Origin of the sequence: Congregibacter brevis (genome assembly GCF_045689245.1) — a bacterium.
GTDB lineage: Bacteria > Pseudomonadota > Gammaproteobacteria > Pseudomonadales > Halieaceae > Congregibacter > Congregibacter brevis.
Window position 1 is genome coordinate 190,978 of sequence record NZ_CP136865.1, and the last position, 15,461, is coordinate 206,438.

Here is a 15,461-nt window from a genome sequence, read left to right on the forward strand (position 1 = left end):
AACTAAAGTTTACACTTATATATGACAAATACTCTTGACAATATATGAACGACTTCCTAGGCTGATCTATACGGGAAAAGTTGCCGTTACAGCAATGATCCCGCCATCACTGTGATAGGTAACGGAGTAGCTAACGTGGAAAATGGAGAAAAGGTGTTCCCCACCGGTTTAACCATTAGGGAATCCGAAGAGGTACATAAATACATAATTGATGGCACGCGCGTGTTCTTTGTAATTTCGCTTGTCGCGCACGCCCTCGTTTATACACTAACCCCCTGGTTGGGCTAAGGAGCTAGGCATGAATAACGGAAAACTCTGGACCGTGGTTAACCCCACTGTTGGAATCCCGGCGATGCTTGGCGGCGTGGCCTTGATTGCCTTCACTGTGCATTTTGCGGTGTTGGAAAACACAACCTGGTTCCCAGCCTTCTTCGGCGGCTAACGCCAACGAACAGGGTTTATGCGAACCGCACGGGGCGACAATTGTCGCCCCGACCTGTTTCTGGGTAGACTCAAATAGTGAATCGTCTCGACCGAAAGCTCATCGCCGTATGGTCCTCTTTGGGGACTCGAGCGCTGCCTTTTGCAGACGTTGCAACCCCCGATCTACCTCTCAGTAGACTTCTTCGTCTTTCGCTCTTTCAAGTATCCGTCGGTATGGCGATGGTGCTGCTAGTGGGCACTCTCAATCGCGTCATGATTGTAGAACTCAATGTGCCGGCGTCAATCGTTGGCGTGATGCTGGCGATGCCCCTTGTTTTTGCACCCCTGCGGGCTCTTATTGGTTTTCGCTCGGATAATCACCAAAGCGCCCTTGGCTGGCGCCGCGTGCCTTTTGTTTGGAAAGGCTCGTTGGCACAGTTTGGTGGTTTCTCGATTATGCCTTTCGCGCTGTTGGTCCTCGCGGGAGAGGGAATGTCGGGCAACGTATCGCCTTGGGTAGGACAGATAACCGCAGCGGCCTCTTTTTTGCTGGTGGGAGCAGGTATTCACACAGTGCAAACCGCTGGACTAGCGCTGGCGACCGACCTAACGCCCGAAGAATCTCATCCCAAAGTTGTGGGACTGATGTACGTCATGTTACTCCTCGGCATGATGGTCAGCGCATTAATTTTTGGCACGGTGCTCATGGATTTTAGCCCCGGCCGCTTGGTCCGGGTAATTCAAACCGCCGCCCTGCTAACCCTCGTCCTAAACGTCACTGCTGTGTGGAAACAGGAAGCCAGGAGACCGAACCGAGGCAACGCTGCTCCCGCCCCGGACCCCAGTTTTCGCGATGCCTGGCAACAATTCTGTGAAGGCGAACATACGATTCGTAGGCTGGCCATTGTCGGCATGGGCACTATGGCCTTTGGCATGGCAGACATACTGCTGGAGCCTTTTGGGGGTCACGTGCTCAACCTGTCTGTAAGCTCTACAACCTTACTCACCGCGCTCTTTGCCGTAGGTGGACTAGTGGGCTTCGGCGCAGCGTCAAAGGCTATAAGCGACGGCATGGACCCCTACATTGCCACACGCATCGGCGCCTTTATCGGACTGCCCGCTTTTGCTTTGGTCATTGTCGCCGCTCCCCTTGTGAATCCCTGGCTGTTTGTCGTCGGCAATTTCCTCGTTGGATTTGGAGGCGCACTGTTTGGCCATGGGACACTCACATCCACAATGAACCGAGCTCCTCGTGAGCAAGCGGGACTCGCCTTGGGCGCCTGGGGCGCTGTGCAGGCCACGGCGGCGGGCATTGGCGTGGCACTGAGCGGTATCATTCGCGACGCGGTGAATGCCTTCGAAGCAGGCTCCCTGGCGGCGGGTTCCAGTAGCGCAAGCGCCAGTGGCTACATGACGGTTTACGGCATTGAGATCGCGCTACTTGTGGTAACTCTGTTTCTCATCGCTCCACTCCTGCGAGAGCGATCCTATGAATTAGCTCCCAGCACAACGGAGCCAGCTGTATAGATGGCAGTGTTGGATATCATTGAAGTGCCCGACGAACGATTGCGCGAGCACTCCGAGCGTGTAACCGAGTTCGACGATGCGCTTAGAGGGCAGGTTCGCGATTTGCTCGACACACTCAAACACACCCAAGGCATCGGCCTCTCAGCCCCCCAGGCTGGCATTTTGAAAAGAATCATTTTGGTACACGTACCCGATGATGAATTCGGTGAAAGGCTGTACATCAATCCTGAGATACTCTCCAAATCAAAATCCCGCTATGTTCAGGAAAGCTGCCTCTCGGTGCCCGGTGTCGAAGCTACTGTGGTTCGCTGTACTCGATTGAAGGTTCGCGCGCAGGACGCCAATGGCGAGACCAAAGAGTTCGACGTGGATGGACTCCATGCCGTGTGTGTGCAGCATGAACTGGATCATCTCGATGGCGTACTCTTCACCGACCGGCTCTCATGGTTCAAAAAACTGCGCCTTAGAATGACATCAGGATCCAATACAGGACTATCCCGCGCCGCCTAAGTAAAGCAGACTGGGCATCCGCGTAGTCACGGCCAAAAACCTATGAAGTCATCGTCAGTTGCGGGAAAACCGCTCATCATCGAAGCGTCTCTCAATGGCGCTGCCAGCAAGGAACTCAATCCTGCAGTGCCTTACAGTGACGACGAGATCGTCGCGGATGCCCTGGCATGTATGGAAGCAGGCGCCGCGCTGATCCACAATCACACCGACGAGCCAATCATCGGTGGCACAGGAGAGCTGGACACAGAACGCTACGCACGACCATGGCGTAAACTGCTTGAATTGCGACCCGACGCAATACTGACACCCACAATGCCTGTTGGTCAGGATGGTGTGTCCGTCGAAACTCGCTACAAGCACGTTGAAGAAATGGCCAGCGAAGGGTTGCTTGCCCAAGGTCTAGTGGATCCCGGCACCTTCAATATTTCACTGCTGGATGAAGACGGACTCTTTGCCCCCAGCGAATATCTGTATCGCAATGACATGGCAGATTCGCGTTATTACGTGGAGGCCTGTCGCCGTCACAACATTGGTATGAGCGTATCGATTTTCGAACCCAGCTTTCTAAAGTTTATCCTCGCCTATCACCGCGCGGGCAAACTCCCCCGCGGCAGCATGATCAAGCTGTACTTTGCTGCGGACGAACTACCCTTTGGCATGCCCCCTACGGCGACAAGCCTTGAGGCCTATCTCGGCATGCTCGGCGATTGGGAAGTTCCTTGGCTGGTTTCAAGCTTTGGCGCGGATTGCGCAGGGTGTGGCCTGGCAGAGGCTGCGATCAAAAGAGGTGGTCATGTACAGGTGGGCTTAGAACCCTATGCAGGTGATCGCACGCCGACAAATGTCGAGCTGGTAAAAGAGGTAGTCGACATCGCAGCGAAGTATGACCGGCCCATCGCTACGACCACGGAGGCTGCTGCAATGCTTGATCTTCCGACCTTTCCCGTGAAGTTCACCCAGCACTAACTTTTCTAAGCAAGCGCCCTTACGAGCCTCGCGCCGTAGGGGCTCAGAGCAACAAATCCTGCCACCCCGTTTACTATGAAGAGAATCAGTGACGCCCGTAGTGATGCGGGATGCAGACGCCCCAAGCTTTGAAAATCTGCAATCAGTATTGCCAGACCGAGACCTGCGATACCGAGGGGTATGATCGGACCCATCTCTGTCTGCATAACAATCCGTGAAATCCGCGCCACACCCGGCGTAACAATCGACAGTGATGCAAACAAGACATAGCGTTTATGGTGGCTCCCTTCGCGCCGAAAAACGACGGCTAATGCCAAAAGCACGACGAAGCCCAATACCGACGCAAGATTGAAACAGACCAGTGCTGCAGCGAAGTCCTGAAACGAAACCCCCGATGCTTGGAGAGGATTAACAGCCGCCATATCGGATTCAAAAGTCGCACCCATCGCTAGCTCTCGCTCTACCCAATTGAAGGTCGCCATAAGAGCGGCTATGGCGACTGCCGCGCCGTAGACAGCAAAAAATCGACCTAGGCGCCGATGTAACATCACGTCGTCTTTACGAATCAACAACGCCTGACCGCACACGATGGCAAACCAGCCGGTAAGTAAGGCACCGTGTAAATGCAGGTAAAACGGGAGGGGCTCGCTCTCGATCACTAAACGCAAGAAAAACGACGGCGCAAAACCAATGAGCACAACGGCCAAGAGCGCCATCGCGTAGCGTGAAAAGAAAGCGCTTCTCGTGTATTTCGCGAGGGTCATTTATTCAGGACTTCTGTGATTTAGAATTCACATCTACGGGCTGCGTAATTCTAGTCTAAGTCGCGGTAATACCCGGCACACTGAATAGATACTGTGTGAGCGTCGATCCACCACCGCAAAGCGCGCAAACGTATCGCTAGACGGCAACATAAGCGCTAGAGTAAGGAGATGTGGAAACATACTGGTAAACAACGTCCTGACTTCGCCATCGCACCCGGACCCGACCAAGAGTCTGTATGGGACTATCCGCGCCCTCCCATTCTGGTGCCTAGCGATGACCTCGTTGAGGTCAGCAATGGTGCCGTAGCGATTGCCAAAACCCAAAACGCGCTTAGAGTTTTAGAGACCGCCAGCCCACCTACTTACTACCTACCAGAGGCTGACATTGATTGGACACAGCTACGGGAGATAGCTCATCACAGCTTTTGCGAGTGGAAAGGCCAAGCCAGTTACTTTGCGTTGAATGATGACCCCAAAGGATATCCAGTAGCCTGGCTTTACGCCGATCCGTCGAAGACCTTCGCCGCGATCGACCGCCACGCATCCTTTTACCCGTCGCGAGTTCAGTGCGCAGTTAACGGTGAGCGCGTACGGCCTCAACCGGGAGAGTTCTACGGCGGCTGGATTACTGACCGCCTCGCGGGGCCCTTTAAAGGAGAGCCTGGTACGGGTCACTGGTAAAGGATACCCGCAAAAGCCCGCGGAGTTTTTTTAGACAGCTCGGCGGAGGTAGTGGACACTAAAGAGAGCCTGGTCATCTTGCCAGGTTTCCGCGATCTCCAATCCCGCAGACTGCGCCAGGGCCGCGAAATCTTCAAGGCTGTACTTGTAAGAACACTCGGTGTGTATTGTTTCCCCTGCGCGAAAGTCAAAGTGACCGCCAGCATGCTCAATCTGCTGAGCATTGTCGCTTACAAGGTGCATTTCAATACGCCTCTGCCCTTCGTTGTAAAACGCATGATGACTGAAGCTCGAATCATCAAAGCTAGCGTCCAGCAACTCGTTCATTCGACGAAGAACGTTCAGATTAAATTCTGCAGTAATCCCTGCGCCATCGTTATAGGCGGCGTTCAGCCGGTCCGTGGACTTATGGGTATCAACGCCTATAAGCACACCTCCATCAGGGCCGACCATCTCTCTCAGCCCACGTAAAAATCGCTGCGCTAAGTCCGGCTCGAGGTTGCCGATTGTAGACCCGGGATAGAAAACCACCCGTGGAGACGCAGGGAGTTCCTCCAGAAAGCTCCAACCGCCATTAAAGTCGGCACACACCGCAGCGATGTCCAGCCATGGATACTCTTCCCCCAAAGTCCGCGCCGAGCGCTGTAAAAAGACTGCAGAGATATCAATAGGAACATACAACTCCGGTCGCATCGCATCCAAAAGAATACGTACCTTCTCGCTGGAGCCGCTCCCCGGTTCAATCAATATGCAGTCGGGACCGCACATACGGGCGATGGAATCGCGGTTCTCCTCGAGAATAAGAATTTCAGTGCGCGTGGGGTAATACTCAGGCAAGCGAGTAATCTGGTCAAAGAGCTCAGATCCTCGCTGATCGTAGAACCACTTCGGATTGACACTCTTTTGCGGCAACCCAAGACCTTTCAGTATCTCTTCTCTTCCGTCGCCTAAATCCGGATGCTCATCCCGAAAACTAACGCGACTTACATTGCCCAAGGACTCATTCATAGTGTTGATGCTTTCCTGTCTCGATGGCTCTTTCGAAATTTATCTCGCAAGGCGAATGCCACTGAATTGCCAGCGATCCTGGGGATAGAAGAAATTGCGATAGGTCGGGCGAGCTTGGCTGGGTGGCGTGACGCAGGAGCCCCCGCGCAGTACCCATTGGTTGCTCATGAACTTACCGTTGTATTCGCCTATAGCTCCGGCGGACGGTGCGAATCCCGGGTAGGGACTGTAAGCAGTCTGAGTCCACTGCCAACACGCGCCGTAAAGTTGCTGTAGGTCTTCGCCCGCGGCAGCCTCGGGATGGCAAAGAGCTGCTCGCGCACTGTCTTGGGACGTCGCTTGGTTGCGATCTAGTCCATAGCTCATCGCAGCAACATGCTCCCATTCCGCCTCTGTGGGCAGACGTACTCCGGCCCAGCGCGCGTAGGCATCCGCCTCGTAACCGCTTACATGCGCTACTGGTATTGCAGCAGCTCTTTGCTGCAAACCCATCAAGGTGAACTCTAGCTGCTGACCGCCGCTATCTAACCAGTGAAGAGGCCCGCCCCACTTCTCTCGCTGCACCGTAGCCCAGCCATCCGCTAACCACAGCTCGGGTCGTTCATATCCGCCATCGTCTATGAAAGCTTGATACTCCCCGTTGGTAACCAGACGATTCGCCAACTCAAAAGATTCGATATACGTTCGATGCCGAGGTAGCTCGTTGTCGAAACAAAAGTCACTACCTTCATAGCCAATTTCTATGAGCCCACCATCGAAAGCTGTCCACGAAACCGGTGCTGTGGGAATTTGCGCGTTCACGTCTCCTGCGACGTAGCGGGGATACAATGGATTAGCACCCAGGGAAAATTTGATGTCGGTAAAAAACAGCTCCTGATGCTGACGCTCATGCTCGATACCCAACACGGTGCGGGCGATTAGCTCTTCGGCTTCCTGACGGTCCTCACGATCATCAACCGTCGCCAGCAGTGACAACATCGCGTGATCAACATGCTCTCGATAAGCAAAAACATCCTGCAGTGATGGTCGCGACAATAAGCCCCTCTGCCCTCGTGGGTGCTGGTTGCCGATGCCGTTGTAGTACGAGTTGAATAACACCTCGTAAAGCGACTCCAACGATTGATAACCAGGCACAAACGGCTTGAGGAGAAAGGTCTCAAAGAACCAGGTCGTGTGCGCAAGATGCCATTTAGGAGGACTGGCAAACTCCGCTGCCTGCAGTCCGTAGTCCTCAAGCTCGAGAGGTTGGCAGATCGCCAGGAAGCGCTGCCTTGTGGCGACAAACCGATCGCTTATGGAGTCAGTCGACACGCCCTACCCCCCTGGATTCGCCAACCACGCGCCCTCCAACCCATGTCAGGTCGCCGCGAATACGACTGTAAAGTTCGCCACCAAATTGGGAGCACTGCCGCGCACGAAGGCCTTCGCTCAAATCCCGATTCATCCAATAGGTAGCAAGCACGCGCATAGCTGAGCCCGTCGCCGTGTCCTCGGGTACACCGTGCTGAGGCGCAAAGTAGCGCATCTGAATATCAAAGGACGACGAAGTATCCCGCGATGTCACAATGAGTGCTCGGCCTGTTCGGCGATGCAACGCATAGCGAGGTATGGGCAAGCTCTCAAGATCAAAACCTTCTGGCCATTCGAGGACCAGATAACCGTCATCGGCGCCCGCTTCCGCGGCACGCCACGGCGGCACGGGGAAAAACTCTCCAATCCAGTGCGGTACACGACAAGCTGTACAGCTTATCGATGGAAGACCGATCCAATACTTATCTGCATCTGCATGAAAAGCGGCCCGCAAACCGTTCATCTCGAGCTGGCTTAGGCTATACCCCTGGCTTAGCCACGCAGCGCCGCTGCACAACAAGCCATGACCACAGAGCTGAATCTCATGGTCAGAAAGAGACCAGCAGCGAACTGCGCAAACGTCATCATCTACACGCCAGCTGAGACACTGGGTGTAAGAATCAGGCTCCGGTGAGTCCTCTGGAGAGCCGTGGAGCAGACTGACCTGGCAAGGGTTTCCTCGAGCAACGCTTTTGTGAAGACCCTCGCTGTCAACGGAGGCGTAAGAGGGCTCTCCACTAGCGGAAGCATAAGAGGCCCCTCCGCCGGCGAAAGCATAAGAGGCCTCTCCGCCAGCGAAAGCATAAAAAGTCTGGCTTGCGAGTCGTGATTCGATAAACGTTTATTCTTTTTGGCGCCATTTACTAGCTGGCTGATTGCCCGGCAAAGTCGCTCAGGCTGTCATACAAAAATCCTAACAGCTTTTCATGCGCAGAGCATGACGATCTAACTGCTGCGCAGGTGTGCCGGCACAAACCCACGCTCTATCAGCCCAAAAATCACCTCGGTTGCTATAGCAAGACAGGCTGCAGGTATCGCGCCCTCGAGAATGAGCCTGTTGTTATTCAGGGTCAGCCCCGTGATTATCGGCTCACCCAACCCGCCTGCACCAACGAAGGCTGCAAGGGTCGCGGTACCGATACTGATGATCGCGGCGGTCTTTATCCCCGCAATAATCATGGGTACGGCCAAAGGCAGTTCTATGCTCAAAATTTGTTGTGCGGGTGTTAGTCCCAAACTACGAGCGACTTCTTTAAGCAGTGGATCGACCCCCCCAAGTCCCGCCAGGGTGTTACGCACAATAGGCAGCAAGGAGTACAAAAATAGAGCGAAGATCGCCGTGGTCTGCCCCAGACCCAGCAGAGGAATCAGTAAGGCCAGAAGTGCCAGTGCCGGAATCGTTTGCAGCAAGCTCGCCACGTACTGCAGCCCTCCAGCAATACCCGGTGATCGTGAGACCAAAAGCGCCAGGGGTATTGCCACCAGACATCCAAGAGCTACTGCCGTCGCAGTCAGCTTCAGATGTACCGCGGTATTATGCGCTATACGACTTCCACTGTTTGTTGGTCTACGACCACTTAGGACCAGAGCCTTTTCCGCAAGAAAATCAAAGGCGACTACTTCTGGCGACAGTCCATCAGTCGCTACACGACGATTCAGCGCACGCATCGTCGTCTCGTCAATAACTCCTTCCAGCTCTGCCAATAGTTCTCTCGCGCGGTTCGGCAAGTCCTTTCTGCTTAGGTAACCAGCATCGTAAGCAGGAAAAACCCCAAGGTCGTCGTCGAGGAGGCGCAAGCTGTAGAGGTCAAGATTTCCATCCGTCGTGTAAGCATCGGCAACATCGAGTTGCCCGGCCTCCAGCGCTCGATAGGCCAAAGCATGCTCAATGCCCTTCGCTTGCTGCGGCAAAGCGTAACGACGTTGGAGTTCAGGCCAGCCATCCCCGCGATTTAGGAATTCCAGGGAAAGCCCTATGTCGAGATCGGGTTGCGCCGCAAGATCAGAGATACTGGCAATTGAGAGACGCGTCGCAAGAGCTTCAGTTATGGCGAGGGCGTAGCTGTTGTTAAAACCAAGGGGCACCAGAAACTCCAGACCGTCGCCATCGAGCGCCTCTCCAAGCCTCGCTGTGTCCATAGATAAATCATCGAACACAGCACCGGTAAGCGTGCCGGTGTACTCGGGATAAACGTCCAGTTCGCCCTGCACCAGAGCTTCATAAGTGATCAGTGTACCTCCGAGGCCAATTTTTCGCTCAACAGGCACGCCATTGGCTGCCAAATACTGCGCTGCGACCTCGGCCAAGATGTGGCTTTCACTAAATGTTTTAGAGCCCACAACCACTGGTGGCTTCGCTACCGCAGAGTACCCGCAAACCGCGAAGCACAGAAAAACCATAAGAATAAGACCCTTCAAGGGGTCGCCATCAGTGAATTTAGTAAAGCCTCGGGCTCCAAGCCTGGCTGCTGCTTATGCAACTCGTCGGTCGCCTCATTCACCCGAATTTTCCCGTTGGCCATAACAACGATTTGCTGAGCCAAGAACATCGCCTCTCGCATATCGTGGGTGACTAGTAGAACGGTAACGGGCTCCACAGCAAGAAGCTCCTGAAGCTGTCGGTGTATATCAAAACGCGTGATGGGATCTATTGCCGCAAACGGCTCATCGAGGAGCAAGATCCGGGGACGAAGCATCATTGCCCGGGACAGACCCACGCGTTGTTGCTGACCACCGCTGAGCTCATGGGGATAACGCTCCAAGAGCTCCTCGTCCAAATGCATGAGCGTCCGTAGTTCCGCTATTCGAACCGCTATGTCCTGTTGAGACCAGCCGGACGCCTTAGCGCCAATGGCAATGTTATTTGCCGCAGTCATGTGCGGAAAGAGTCCCGTACCCTGCACCGCATAACCCATGCGTCGACGTGTTTCGCCAAGGTTCTGGTAGTTGAGAGGTTCCCCAAAGGCGCGCACTACGCCAACGTCGGGCTGCAAAAGTCCATTGCACAGTTTGAGCACTGTGGACTTACCACAACCGCTGGCTCCCACTAGTGCAGTAACGCGCCCCTCAGAAAAACTCAGGCTGAGATCGTCGATTACGGCCTTTCCCGCAAAGTACTTGGAAACCCCAGATAGTTCTAAGGGATGCACCGGAGCTACCTACGCGCCACAGAGCGTCGACATGCCGACCTAGAAAAAGTCGAAGCGGATTCCAACGCCAACCATTTGCGAGTCGATCTGGTTGTCGAATTGGAGATACTCGGCGTAGATGTCAACGGTATCGAAGAAGTCCACTGCGACTCCCGCACCGATAAATGTATCCGTGTCGTCGTCCGTTCGCGGCATATCAGCAACGCGCGACTCCACTTCTACCGCAGCAAAACCTGCCTTGGCGTAGATTTCAAAGAACGGACCGACGGGCACATAGGCGACCCCGGCAACAGTTAGGGCACTAGCATCGAACGAATAGGGGACCTCGCCGACATTGCCAGACCAGGACCCCAAGTCATAGTAGCCAGCCTCCACGGATAACATCAGGACGTTGCTGTCCAAAAACTGGTACCCAATGAATCCGGCAGGAGTGATGTCATCTTCACCGCCTACCGTAAGCTCAACATCGGTAAAATACGCGCCGGCACCAATGTAAAGAGAGTCCGCACGGGCCGTGGTAGCGGCCAACCCCAAAACAAGAGCGGCCAGTGAGGCACACCCGCGGACAAACGTGACTTTTGATTGATTTAACAAGAGACTTACCCCCACAGCTAAATATGCTCAGTATAGGCGAAGCCACGGCTTTAAGCGGAGAACAGCGTCAATGAAGGCTTCAGACTTATTCGTTCAATGTCTTGAATCAGAAAATATCGAGTACGTGTTTGGCGTACCCGGAGAAGAAAACGCGGACTTCATGATGAGCCTTGAGAACTCCTCGTCTATTCGCTTTGTACTGTGCCGCCATGAACAGGGGGCCGCTTTCATGGCCGAGGTGTATGGCAGATTGACCGGCACACCGGCTGCCTGCCTGAGCACGCTGGGCCCTGGAGCTACTAATCTGATTACCGGTGTCGCCGATGCCAACATGGATCGCGCGCCCATGCTGGTGCTAACCGGTCAGGGGAGTACCACGCGTCTGCACAAAGAATCACACCAGATTATGGACGTCGTGAAGATGTTCGAACCGGTCACAAAGTGGGCGGAAACAGTCATTCACGAAGATACGATCCCCGAAATCATACGCAAGGCAGTCCGAGTTGCGCGCACGGAAAAACCCGGCGCAGTACTTATTGAACTCCCCGAAGATGTTGCGAAGCGGGAAACTTCCGCAACTCCAATTACGCCTGTTAGATACCGACGGCCCGTCGCTGCTGCTGCGGCAGTCCATGAATTTGCTGCGCGAATTCGGGGAGCCAAGCAGCCGGTGATTCTTGCTGGGAACGGCTGCGTGCGAAAACGCGCATCAGAGCAACTGCGGGAACTCGTACAGATCACAGGCATCGGCGTGCTCAATACCTTTATGGGAAAAGGCGCTGTGGACCCTGATATGCCCGAATGTCTTTATACAATCGGCTTGGGCAGCAAGGACATCGGAACCTGCGCCATTGATGCGGCAGACTTAGTAATCGCCATCGGATTCGACATGGTCGAGTACCACCCGCACTTGTGGAACCCCGAAGGCGACAAACCCGTGGTGAGCATCGACTTTTTGCCCGCCGAAATCGACGAGCACTTTAACCCCGAGAACGAACTAGTTGGCGACATCGCCGACAACCTTGCAGCCTTGGTAGGCGTTTTTCGAGACGAGCCTACCGAGGGCTTTGACACAGCACAGCAAGCGGCAACGCGCAGAGATATGCAGGAAGATCACAAAGAACACGCGGCAGATGACACAGCGGGACCCATCAAGCCGCAAAAAGTACTTTTCGAGGTAGAAAAGCTCTACGGCGACACAGGCCTACTGCTGTCAGACGTCGGGGCCCACAAGATGTGGATCGCGCGTCACTATCACTGCAGAACACCCAACGGCTGCCTCATACCCAACGGCTTTTGCTCCATGGGATTTGCCTTACCCGGCGCCATTGGTGCATCGCTGGTAGACCCCGAGCGCAGCATCATTAGTATTTGCGGCGATGCAGGCTTTCTCATGAACGTCCAGGAAATGGAAACCGCGAGGCGGCTCAACAGCAACATCACGGTCATGGTGTGGGAAGACCACGCTTATGGATTGATCGCATGGAAACAGTCTCAAGAATTTGGCCGTCATACAGACCTATCCTTCGGAAATCCGAATTGGGGTCACCTGGCATCCGCTTTTGACTGGCATTTTCAGCAGGTGGAGGTTGGGGGGGATCTCCCCGAGGCCCTGAAAGCCGCCAAAGATCATATCGGACCCAGCCTGGTGCTTGTACCTATCGACTATCGTGAGAACCAAAAGCTAACAGAACGCTTAGGTGAGCTGACCTGCTCTATTTAGTCGGCGCAATAGCATTCAGCTAATTAATATCCCAGCCCAGTACATCCCGCGCAACAGACCATCGCGGCGTGCTGGGTGTCGCACCTCCTCCGCCGATCCAGTGTTCGAACAGTGCGTCTACCGTGCCGTCGCGGCGTTTTAACTTCACCCATTCGTTGATGTAACGCGCCCAAGGGTCGTCTGAGACGGGAACTATGTAACCCCCCGTTAACCGTGCCAATACGGGTTGCGGCACCACAACAGAGTAGTTGGGATAGAGGAGTGTCCACGCCGCCCCGCCCTCTGCGGAATAGAGAACCGTATCCAGATCTGGAGCATCACCGCGAAGAAAAGCCCTGGGGCTGTTTACGAATTTGATGGACGCGTTGGGCAATAGCTCGCCAATTTGGCGCTGGAATGCCGGATCTCGCTGCACAACGCCAATCGTCAGGTCTGTGCGAGCGCGCAAAAGCGTACTATCCGAGAAAGCCTTACGCTCGTGATCAGGCACCAGTAAGCCCAGCGTGAGGTCGATGGGCTCCCCCGCAAAACGATACAGTCGCAACCTATCAGCGGTGCGGCCCAAGCCAGACATGACAATGTCGATCTGTCCCGTGCCTATCAAAGCACTTATATCAGGCTCCCTCACACGGACGAGCTCGAGGCTCACATCAAGATCCCGAGCGAGTGCGTTTGCCATTTCCATATCGAAGCCGGTTTCTATGCCCTGCTCATTCCGAAAAGCCCAAGGTAGTGAGTCAGGAACGTATCCCACACGCACTGTGCCTCTCTCGGAAATCCTTGTCAGTCGTGGTGGTGCATCTGTTGGAGCTACGCTCGGCAATTCATCGCTATAGCTGCGCGCTATGACCGGCCGCGCCATCCATTCGATCTGCAAGAGTTGTTGATCACCGTCGTAACTCCCCACCACGGTCGCCTGCAACCAAAACCGCGTGAGCATCAATGCGGAGCCTACCGCCACCACGGAGAAAGCCAAAGCAATCGCCAGTTTTCGAAAATCAGGCCGGAAAACGCCGCGCCGGATGGCCATGACTACCGTGCTCAAAGCTATCAAGTGCATAGCCCCTAAAACCACGCGAATGCGATCGGTGTAGACCGTAGAGACAACAAACAGCTCCATAACATCTGCCGGGAGCTGCAGCATATCCAAAAGAAAGGGAATGCCTACGATCGGCGCGACAAAGCTGGAAAAAAAGGATGAAGCTTCCAGAGACATGGTGTCGGCGAAATCCAAGGGCCTACCCAGGTACCAGCCTGCGAATGCAACGAAGGACAGGATCAGATAAGTACCTAGATTGGGAAAGGGATACGCGAGGGGCATCAAAATACCCGTGCCGTGCTCCACCTCTTCATCCAATAAATCATGGCGGCGGAAGAGTTCCTGTACGTTCTCAATGAGCTGCGGCATGAGCACAATGATTTTTGCTGCTGCAAAAATCGTAATAAGGGAATCCCGAGGGACCATCAACAATTCCCGCGGAGAAAAAGGCGTTACTGCACTCACCAACAAAGGGAGAACCACAAAGGTCACCGCAGCCACGAGCAAGGTATAGCTGATCAGGAATCCCTGAAGTCTGCCCAGCTCATCGAGAGACATGGTCCCCGCGGTACCCGCCGCGATCGCGAATACGCCCAGAGGCGTTAGCTTGATCACGAGTTTATTCACTCGATTAAGGGCGTCTGTCAAAGTATCCAAACCGGTCAGCAAGCCCCCTGCGTGCGGCGCTCCGCTAAGACCAATACCTAACAGAATGCTAAACAGAACAACCGCAGGCACCAGATTGTCCGCCATCGCTGAAAACGGATTGGAGGGCACGTAGAGCGCGACAAAGTCGATCACCTCTGGGGCTTCAATTAGCGTGCGACTAAAAAAGCTTGCCGCGTCCGCAGGCGGAAACGCCAACGGGCTGAGCATGAGAATCGCACCCCCGCCCAGGAGAAACACCAAAAACACCGCGCAGAGGCTCGTTAGGAGGCCGCGGCTCTCGCTCCAGCTGATACGCCCAAGATTCGCAATAAGCGAGAGCATAATGTATGGCAAAACAGTCATTTGCAGGAGACCGATGTAGACATCACCCACGACGGACAAGCCTCCAACGCTCTCACCAAAGAAGAGCCCAAGCGTTACACCTGCGAGCAAACCAAGAAGAATTTTTCGGGTGAATGTCATCCTGAGATTGTAACCCCTAGAGCAGCTTCTCTTGGCGTCCATTGTCATGGGACAAAAAGGTGCATCTGATGGCACCGCGTACTACTCTTGAAGGTACGTAGGAGAACAAAAGGCAGAAGTATGTTGCGCAAACTATCGTTGAAACTGTTAGCCAGCACCACGGTAAGCATGTGTTTTGCGCTGGCAATACCTGCGAAGGCTGATCAGCTGATAGTTGATGTCGTCGGCATAGAGCGACTGGGCGGATCCATGATGGTCGCAGTATTCAACTCCGCAGAGGGCTGGGAGGACAGCCAGGGACCCATCGCTACCGCTAAGGATAGTGTCTCTGGATCAACAGTTCGCCTTATATTTCCAGAACTTCCAAGCGGCACCTATGCGGTCAAGCTGTACCACGACGAAAACGCGAACGGCGTACTGGATACCAATATGTTGGGAATCCCTAGTGAGGGCTATGGCTTTAGCAACTATAAGCGGACGCTCGGGGAGCCCGACTTCGAAGAATCTCTCTTTTCCCTCGACGGTGAAACCACCATAGAGATAAAGCTGAACTAGCAAATTCTTAGCTAACCGTTCTTAAGCTAACCGTTCTTAAG

The 15,461-nt window shown here is 54.4% G+C and carries 16 protein-coding genes; 8 read left to right on the forward strand and 8 right to left on the reverse strand.

Annotated elements, in window-relative coordinates; translation table 11 throughout:
* Nucleotides 1-222 precede the first annotated feature (222 nt).
* From R0137_RS00795 to R0137_RS00815, 5 genes are all read left to right on the forward strand, one after another.
* The gene (locus R0137_RS00795) at nucleotides 223-288 is read left to right on the forward strand and encodes a light-harvesting protein (protein WP_407330045.1); all 66 of its coding nucleotides are present in this window, start codon (nucleotides 223-225) and stop codon (nucleotides 286-288) included.
* Between the two features lie 10 nt (nucleotides 289-298).
* On the forward strand, nucleotides 299-442 hold the full coding sequence (locus tag R0137_RS00800; RefSeq protein ID WP_271562737.1) for a light-harvesting protein: 144 nt from the start codon (nucleotides 299-301) through the stop codon (nucleotides 440-442).
* 77 nt (nucleotides 443-519) lie between these two features.
* Nucleotides 520-1,950 (forward strand): PucC family protein, encoded by a 1,431-nt coding sequence (locus tag R0137_RS00805; protein ID WP_407327812.1) that lies wholly within the window; start codon nucleotides 520-522, stop codon nucleotides 1,948-1,950.
* Complete coding sequence (gene def / locus R0137_RS00810; RefSeq protein ID WP_407327813.1) at nucleotides 1,951-2,460, forward strand: peptide deformylase; 510 nt, start codon at nucleotides 1,951-1,953, stop codon at nucleotides 2,458-2,460.
* A 42-nt stretch (nucleotides 2,461-2,502) separates the two neighbouring features.
* The gene (locus R0137_RS00815; RefSeq protein WP_407327814.1) at nucleotides 2,503-3,426 is read left to right on the forward strand and encodes a 3-keto-5-aminohexanoate cleavage protein; all 924 of its coding nucleotides are present in this window, start codon (nucleotides 2,503-2,505) and stop codon (nucleotides 3,424-3,426) included.
* 5 nt (nucleotides 3,427-3,431) lie between these two features.
* On the opposite strand, the gene R0137_RS00820 is transcribed toward R0137_RS00815, so the two are convergent.
* Entirely contained in the window at nucleotides 3,432-4,190 is a 759-nt protein-coding gene (locus R0137_RS00820; protein ID WP_407327815.1) for a hypothetical protein, read from the reverse strand.
* A 168-nt stretch (nucleotides 4,191-4,358) separates the two neighbouring features.
* Between R0137_RS00820 and R0137_RS00825 the strand changes: the two genes are divergently transcribed.
* The gene (locus R0137_RS00825; protein WP_407327816.1) at nucleotides 4,359-4,871 is read left to right on the forward strand and encodes a DUF427 domain-containing protein; all 513 of its coding nucleotides are present in this window, start codon (nucleotides 4,359-4,361) and stop codon (nucleotides 4,869-4,871) included.
* Nucleotides 4,872-4,901: 30 nt separating this feature from the next.
* On the opposite strand, the gene egtD is transcribed toward R0137_RS00825, so the two are convergent.
* The 6 genes from egtD to R0137_RS00855 all read right to left on the reverse strand — a co-directional run bounded on the left by egtD (nucleotide 4,902) and on the right by R0137_RS00855 (nucleotide 10,972).
* On the reverse strand, nucleotides 4,902-5,879 hold the full coding sequence (gene egtD, locus R0137_RS00830) for an L-histidine N(alpha)-methyltransferase (RefSeq protein ID WP_407327817.1): 978 nt from the start codon (nucleotides 5,877-5,879) through the stop codon (nucleotides 4,902-4,904).
* 39 nt (nucleotides 5,880-5,918) lie between these two features.
* On the reverse strand, nucleotides 5,919-7,190 hold the full coding sequence (gene egtB / locus R0137_RS00835) for an ergothioneine biosynthesis protein EgtB (protein WP_407327818.1): 1,272 nt from the start codon (nucleotides 7,188-7,190) through the stop codon (nucleotides 5,919-5,921).
* Nucleotides 7,180-7,692 carry a PhzF family phenazine biosynthesis protein gene (locus tag R0137_RS00840; protein WP_407327819.1) on the reverse strand — a complete coding sequence of 171 codons (513 nt, stop codon included), beginning with the start codon at nucleotides 7,690-7,692 and terminating at the stop codon, nucleotides 7,180-7,182. The genes egtB and R0137_RS00840 overlap by 11 nt, the downstream gene beginning before the upstream one ends.
* A gap of 482 nt (nucleotides 7,693-8,174) precedes the next feature.
* Nucleotides 8,175-9,647, reverse strand: coding sequence for a glycine betaine ABC transporter substrate-binding protein (locus R0137_RS00845; protein WP_407327820.1), 1,473 nt, complete (start codon nucleotides 9,645-9,647; stop codon nucleotides 8,175-8,177).
* Nucleotides 9,644-10,378, reverse strand: coding sequence for an ATP-binding cassette domain-containing protein (locus tag R0137_RS00850; protein WP_407327822.1), 735 nt, complete (start codon nucleotides 10,376-10,378; stop codon nucleotides 9,644-9,646). Before R0137_RS00850 ends, R0137_RS00845 begins: the two co-directional genes overlap by 4 nt.
* Before the next feature lie 39 nt (nucleotides 10,379-10,417).
* Entirely contained in the window at nucleotides 10,418-10,972 is a 555-nt protein-coding gene (locus tag R0137_RS00855) for an outer membrane protein (RefSeq protein WP_407327823.1), read from the reverse strand.
* A 70-nt stretch (nucleotides 10,973-11,042) separates the two neighbouring features.
* Between R0137_RS00855 and R0137_RS00860 the strand changes: the two genes are divergently transcribed.
* Nucleotides 11,043-12,695: an acetolactate synthase large subunit gene (locus R0137_RS00860; protein ID WP_407327825.1), complete on the forward strand. Its 1,653-nt coding sequence runs from the start codon at nucleotides 11,043-11,045 to the stop codon at nucleotides 12,693-12,695.
* Nucleotides 12,696-12,714: 19 nt separating this feature from the next.
* Here the strand turns inward: R0137_RS00860 and R0137_RS00865 are convergent, their stop codons facing one another.
* Nucleotides 12,715-14,865, reverse strand: coding sequence for a cation:dicarboxylate symporter family transporter (locus R0137_RS00865; RefSeq protein WP_407327826.1), 2,151 nt, complete (start codon nucleotides 14,863-14,865; stop codon nucleotides 12,715-12,717).
* A gap of 120 nt (nucleotides 14,866-14,985) precedes the next feature.
* On the opposite strand from R0137_RS00865, the gene R0137_RS00870 reads away from it, so the two are divergent.
* On the forward strand, nucleotides 14,986-15,420 hold the full coding sequence (locus R0137_RS00870; RefSeq protein ID WP_407327828.1) for a DUF2141 domain-containing protein: 435 nt from the start codon (nucleotides 14,986-14,988) through the stop codon (nucleotides 15,418-15,420).
* Nucleotides 15,421-15,461 lie beyond the last annotated feature (41 nt).

What these genes read in the sequence shown, in the direction of transcription:
- R0137_RS00800 (WP_271562737.1), top strand. Translation starts at nt 299, where the DNA reads ATGAATAACGGAAAACTCTGGACCGTGGTTAACCCCACTGTTGGAATC.
- def (WP_407327813.1), top strand. Translation starts at nt 1,951, where the DNA reads ATGGCAGTGTTGGATATCATTGAAGTGCCCGACGAACGATTGCGCGAG.
- R0137_RS00815 (WP_407327814.1), top strand. Translation starts at nt 2,503, where the DNA reads ATGAAGTCATCGTCAGTTGCGGGAAAACCGCTCATCATCGAAGCGTCT.
- R0137_RS00820 (WP_407327815.1), bottom strand. Translation starts at nt 4,190, where the DNA reads ATGACCCTCGCGAAATACACGAGAAGCGCTTTCTTTTCACGCTACGCG.
- R0137_RS00825 (WP_407327816.1), top strand. Translation starts at nt 4,359, where the DNA reads ATGTGGAAACATACTGGTAAACAACGTCCTGACTTCGCCATCGCACCC.
- egtD (WP_407327817.1), bottom strand. Translation starts at nt 5,879, where the DNA reads ATGAATGAGTCCTTGGGCAATGTAAGTCGCGTTAGTTTTCGGGATGAG.
- R0137_RS00840 (WP_407327819.1), bottom strand. Translation starts at nt 7,692, where the DNA reads ATGAACGGTTTGCGGGCCGCTTTTCATGCAGATGCAGATAAGTATTGG.
- R0137_RS00860 (WP_407327825.1), top strand. Translation starts at nt 11,043, where the DNA reads ATGAAGGCTTCAGACTTATTCGTTCAATGTCTTGAATCAGAAAATATC.
- R0137_RS00865 (WP_407327826.1), bottom strand. Translation starts at nt 14,865, where the DNA reads ATGACATTCACCCGAAAAATTCTTCTTGGTTTGCTCGCAGGTGTAACG.
- R0137_RS00870 (WP_407327828.1), top strand. Translation starts at nt 14,986, where the DNA reads ATGTTGCGCAAACTATCGTTGAAACTGTTAGCCAGCACCACGGTAAGC.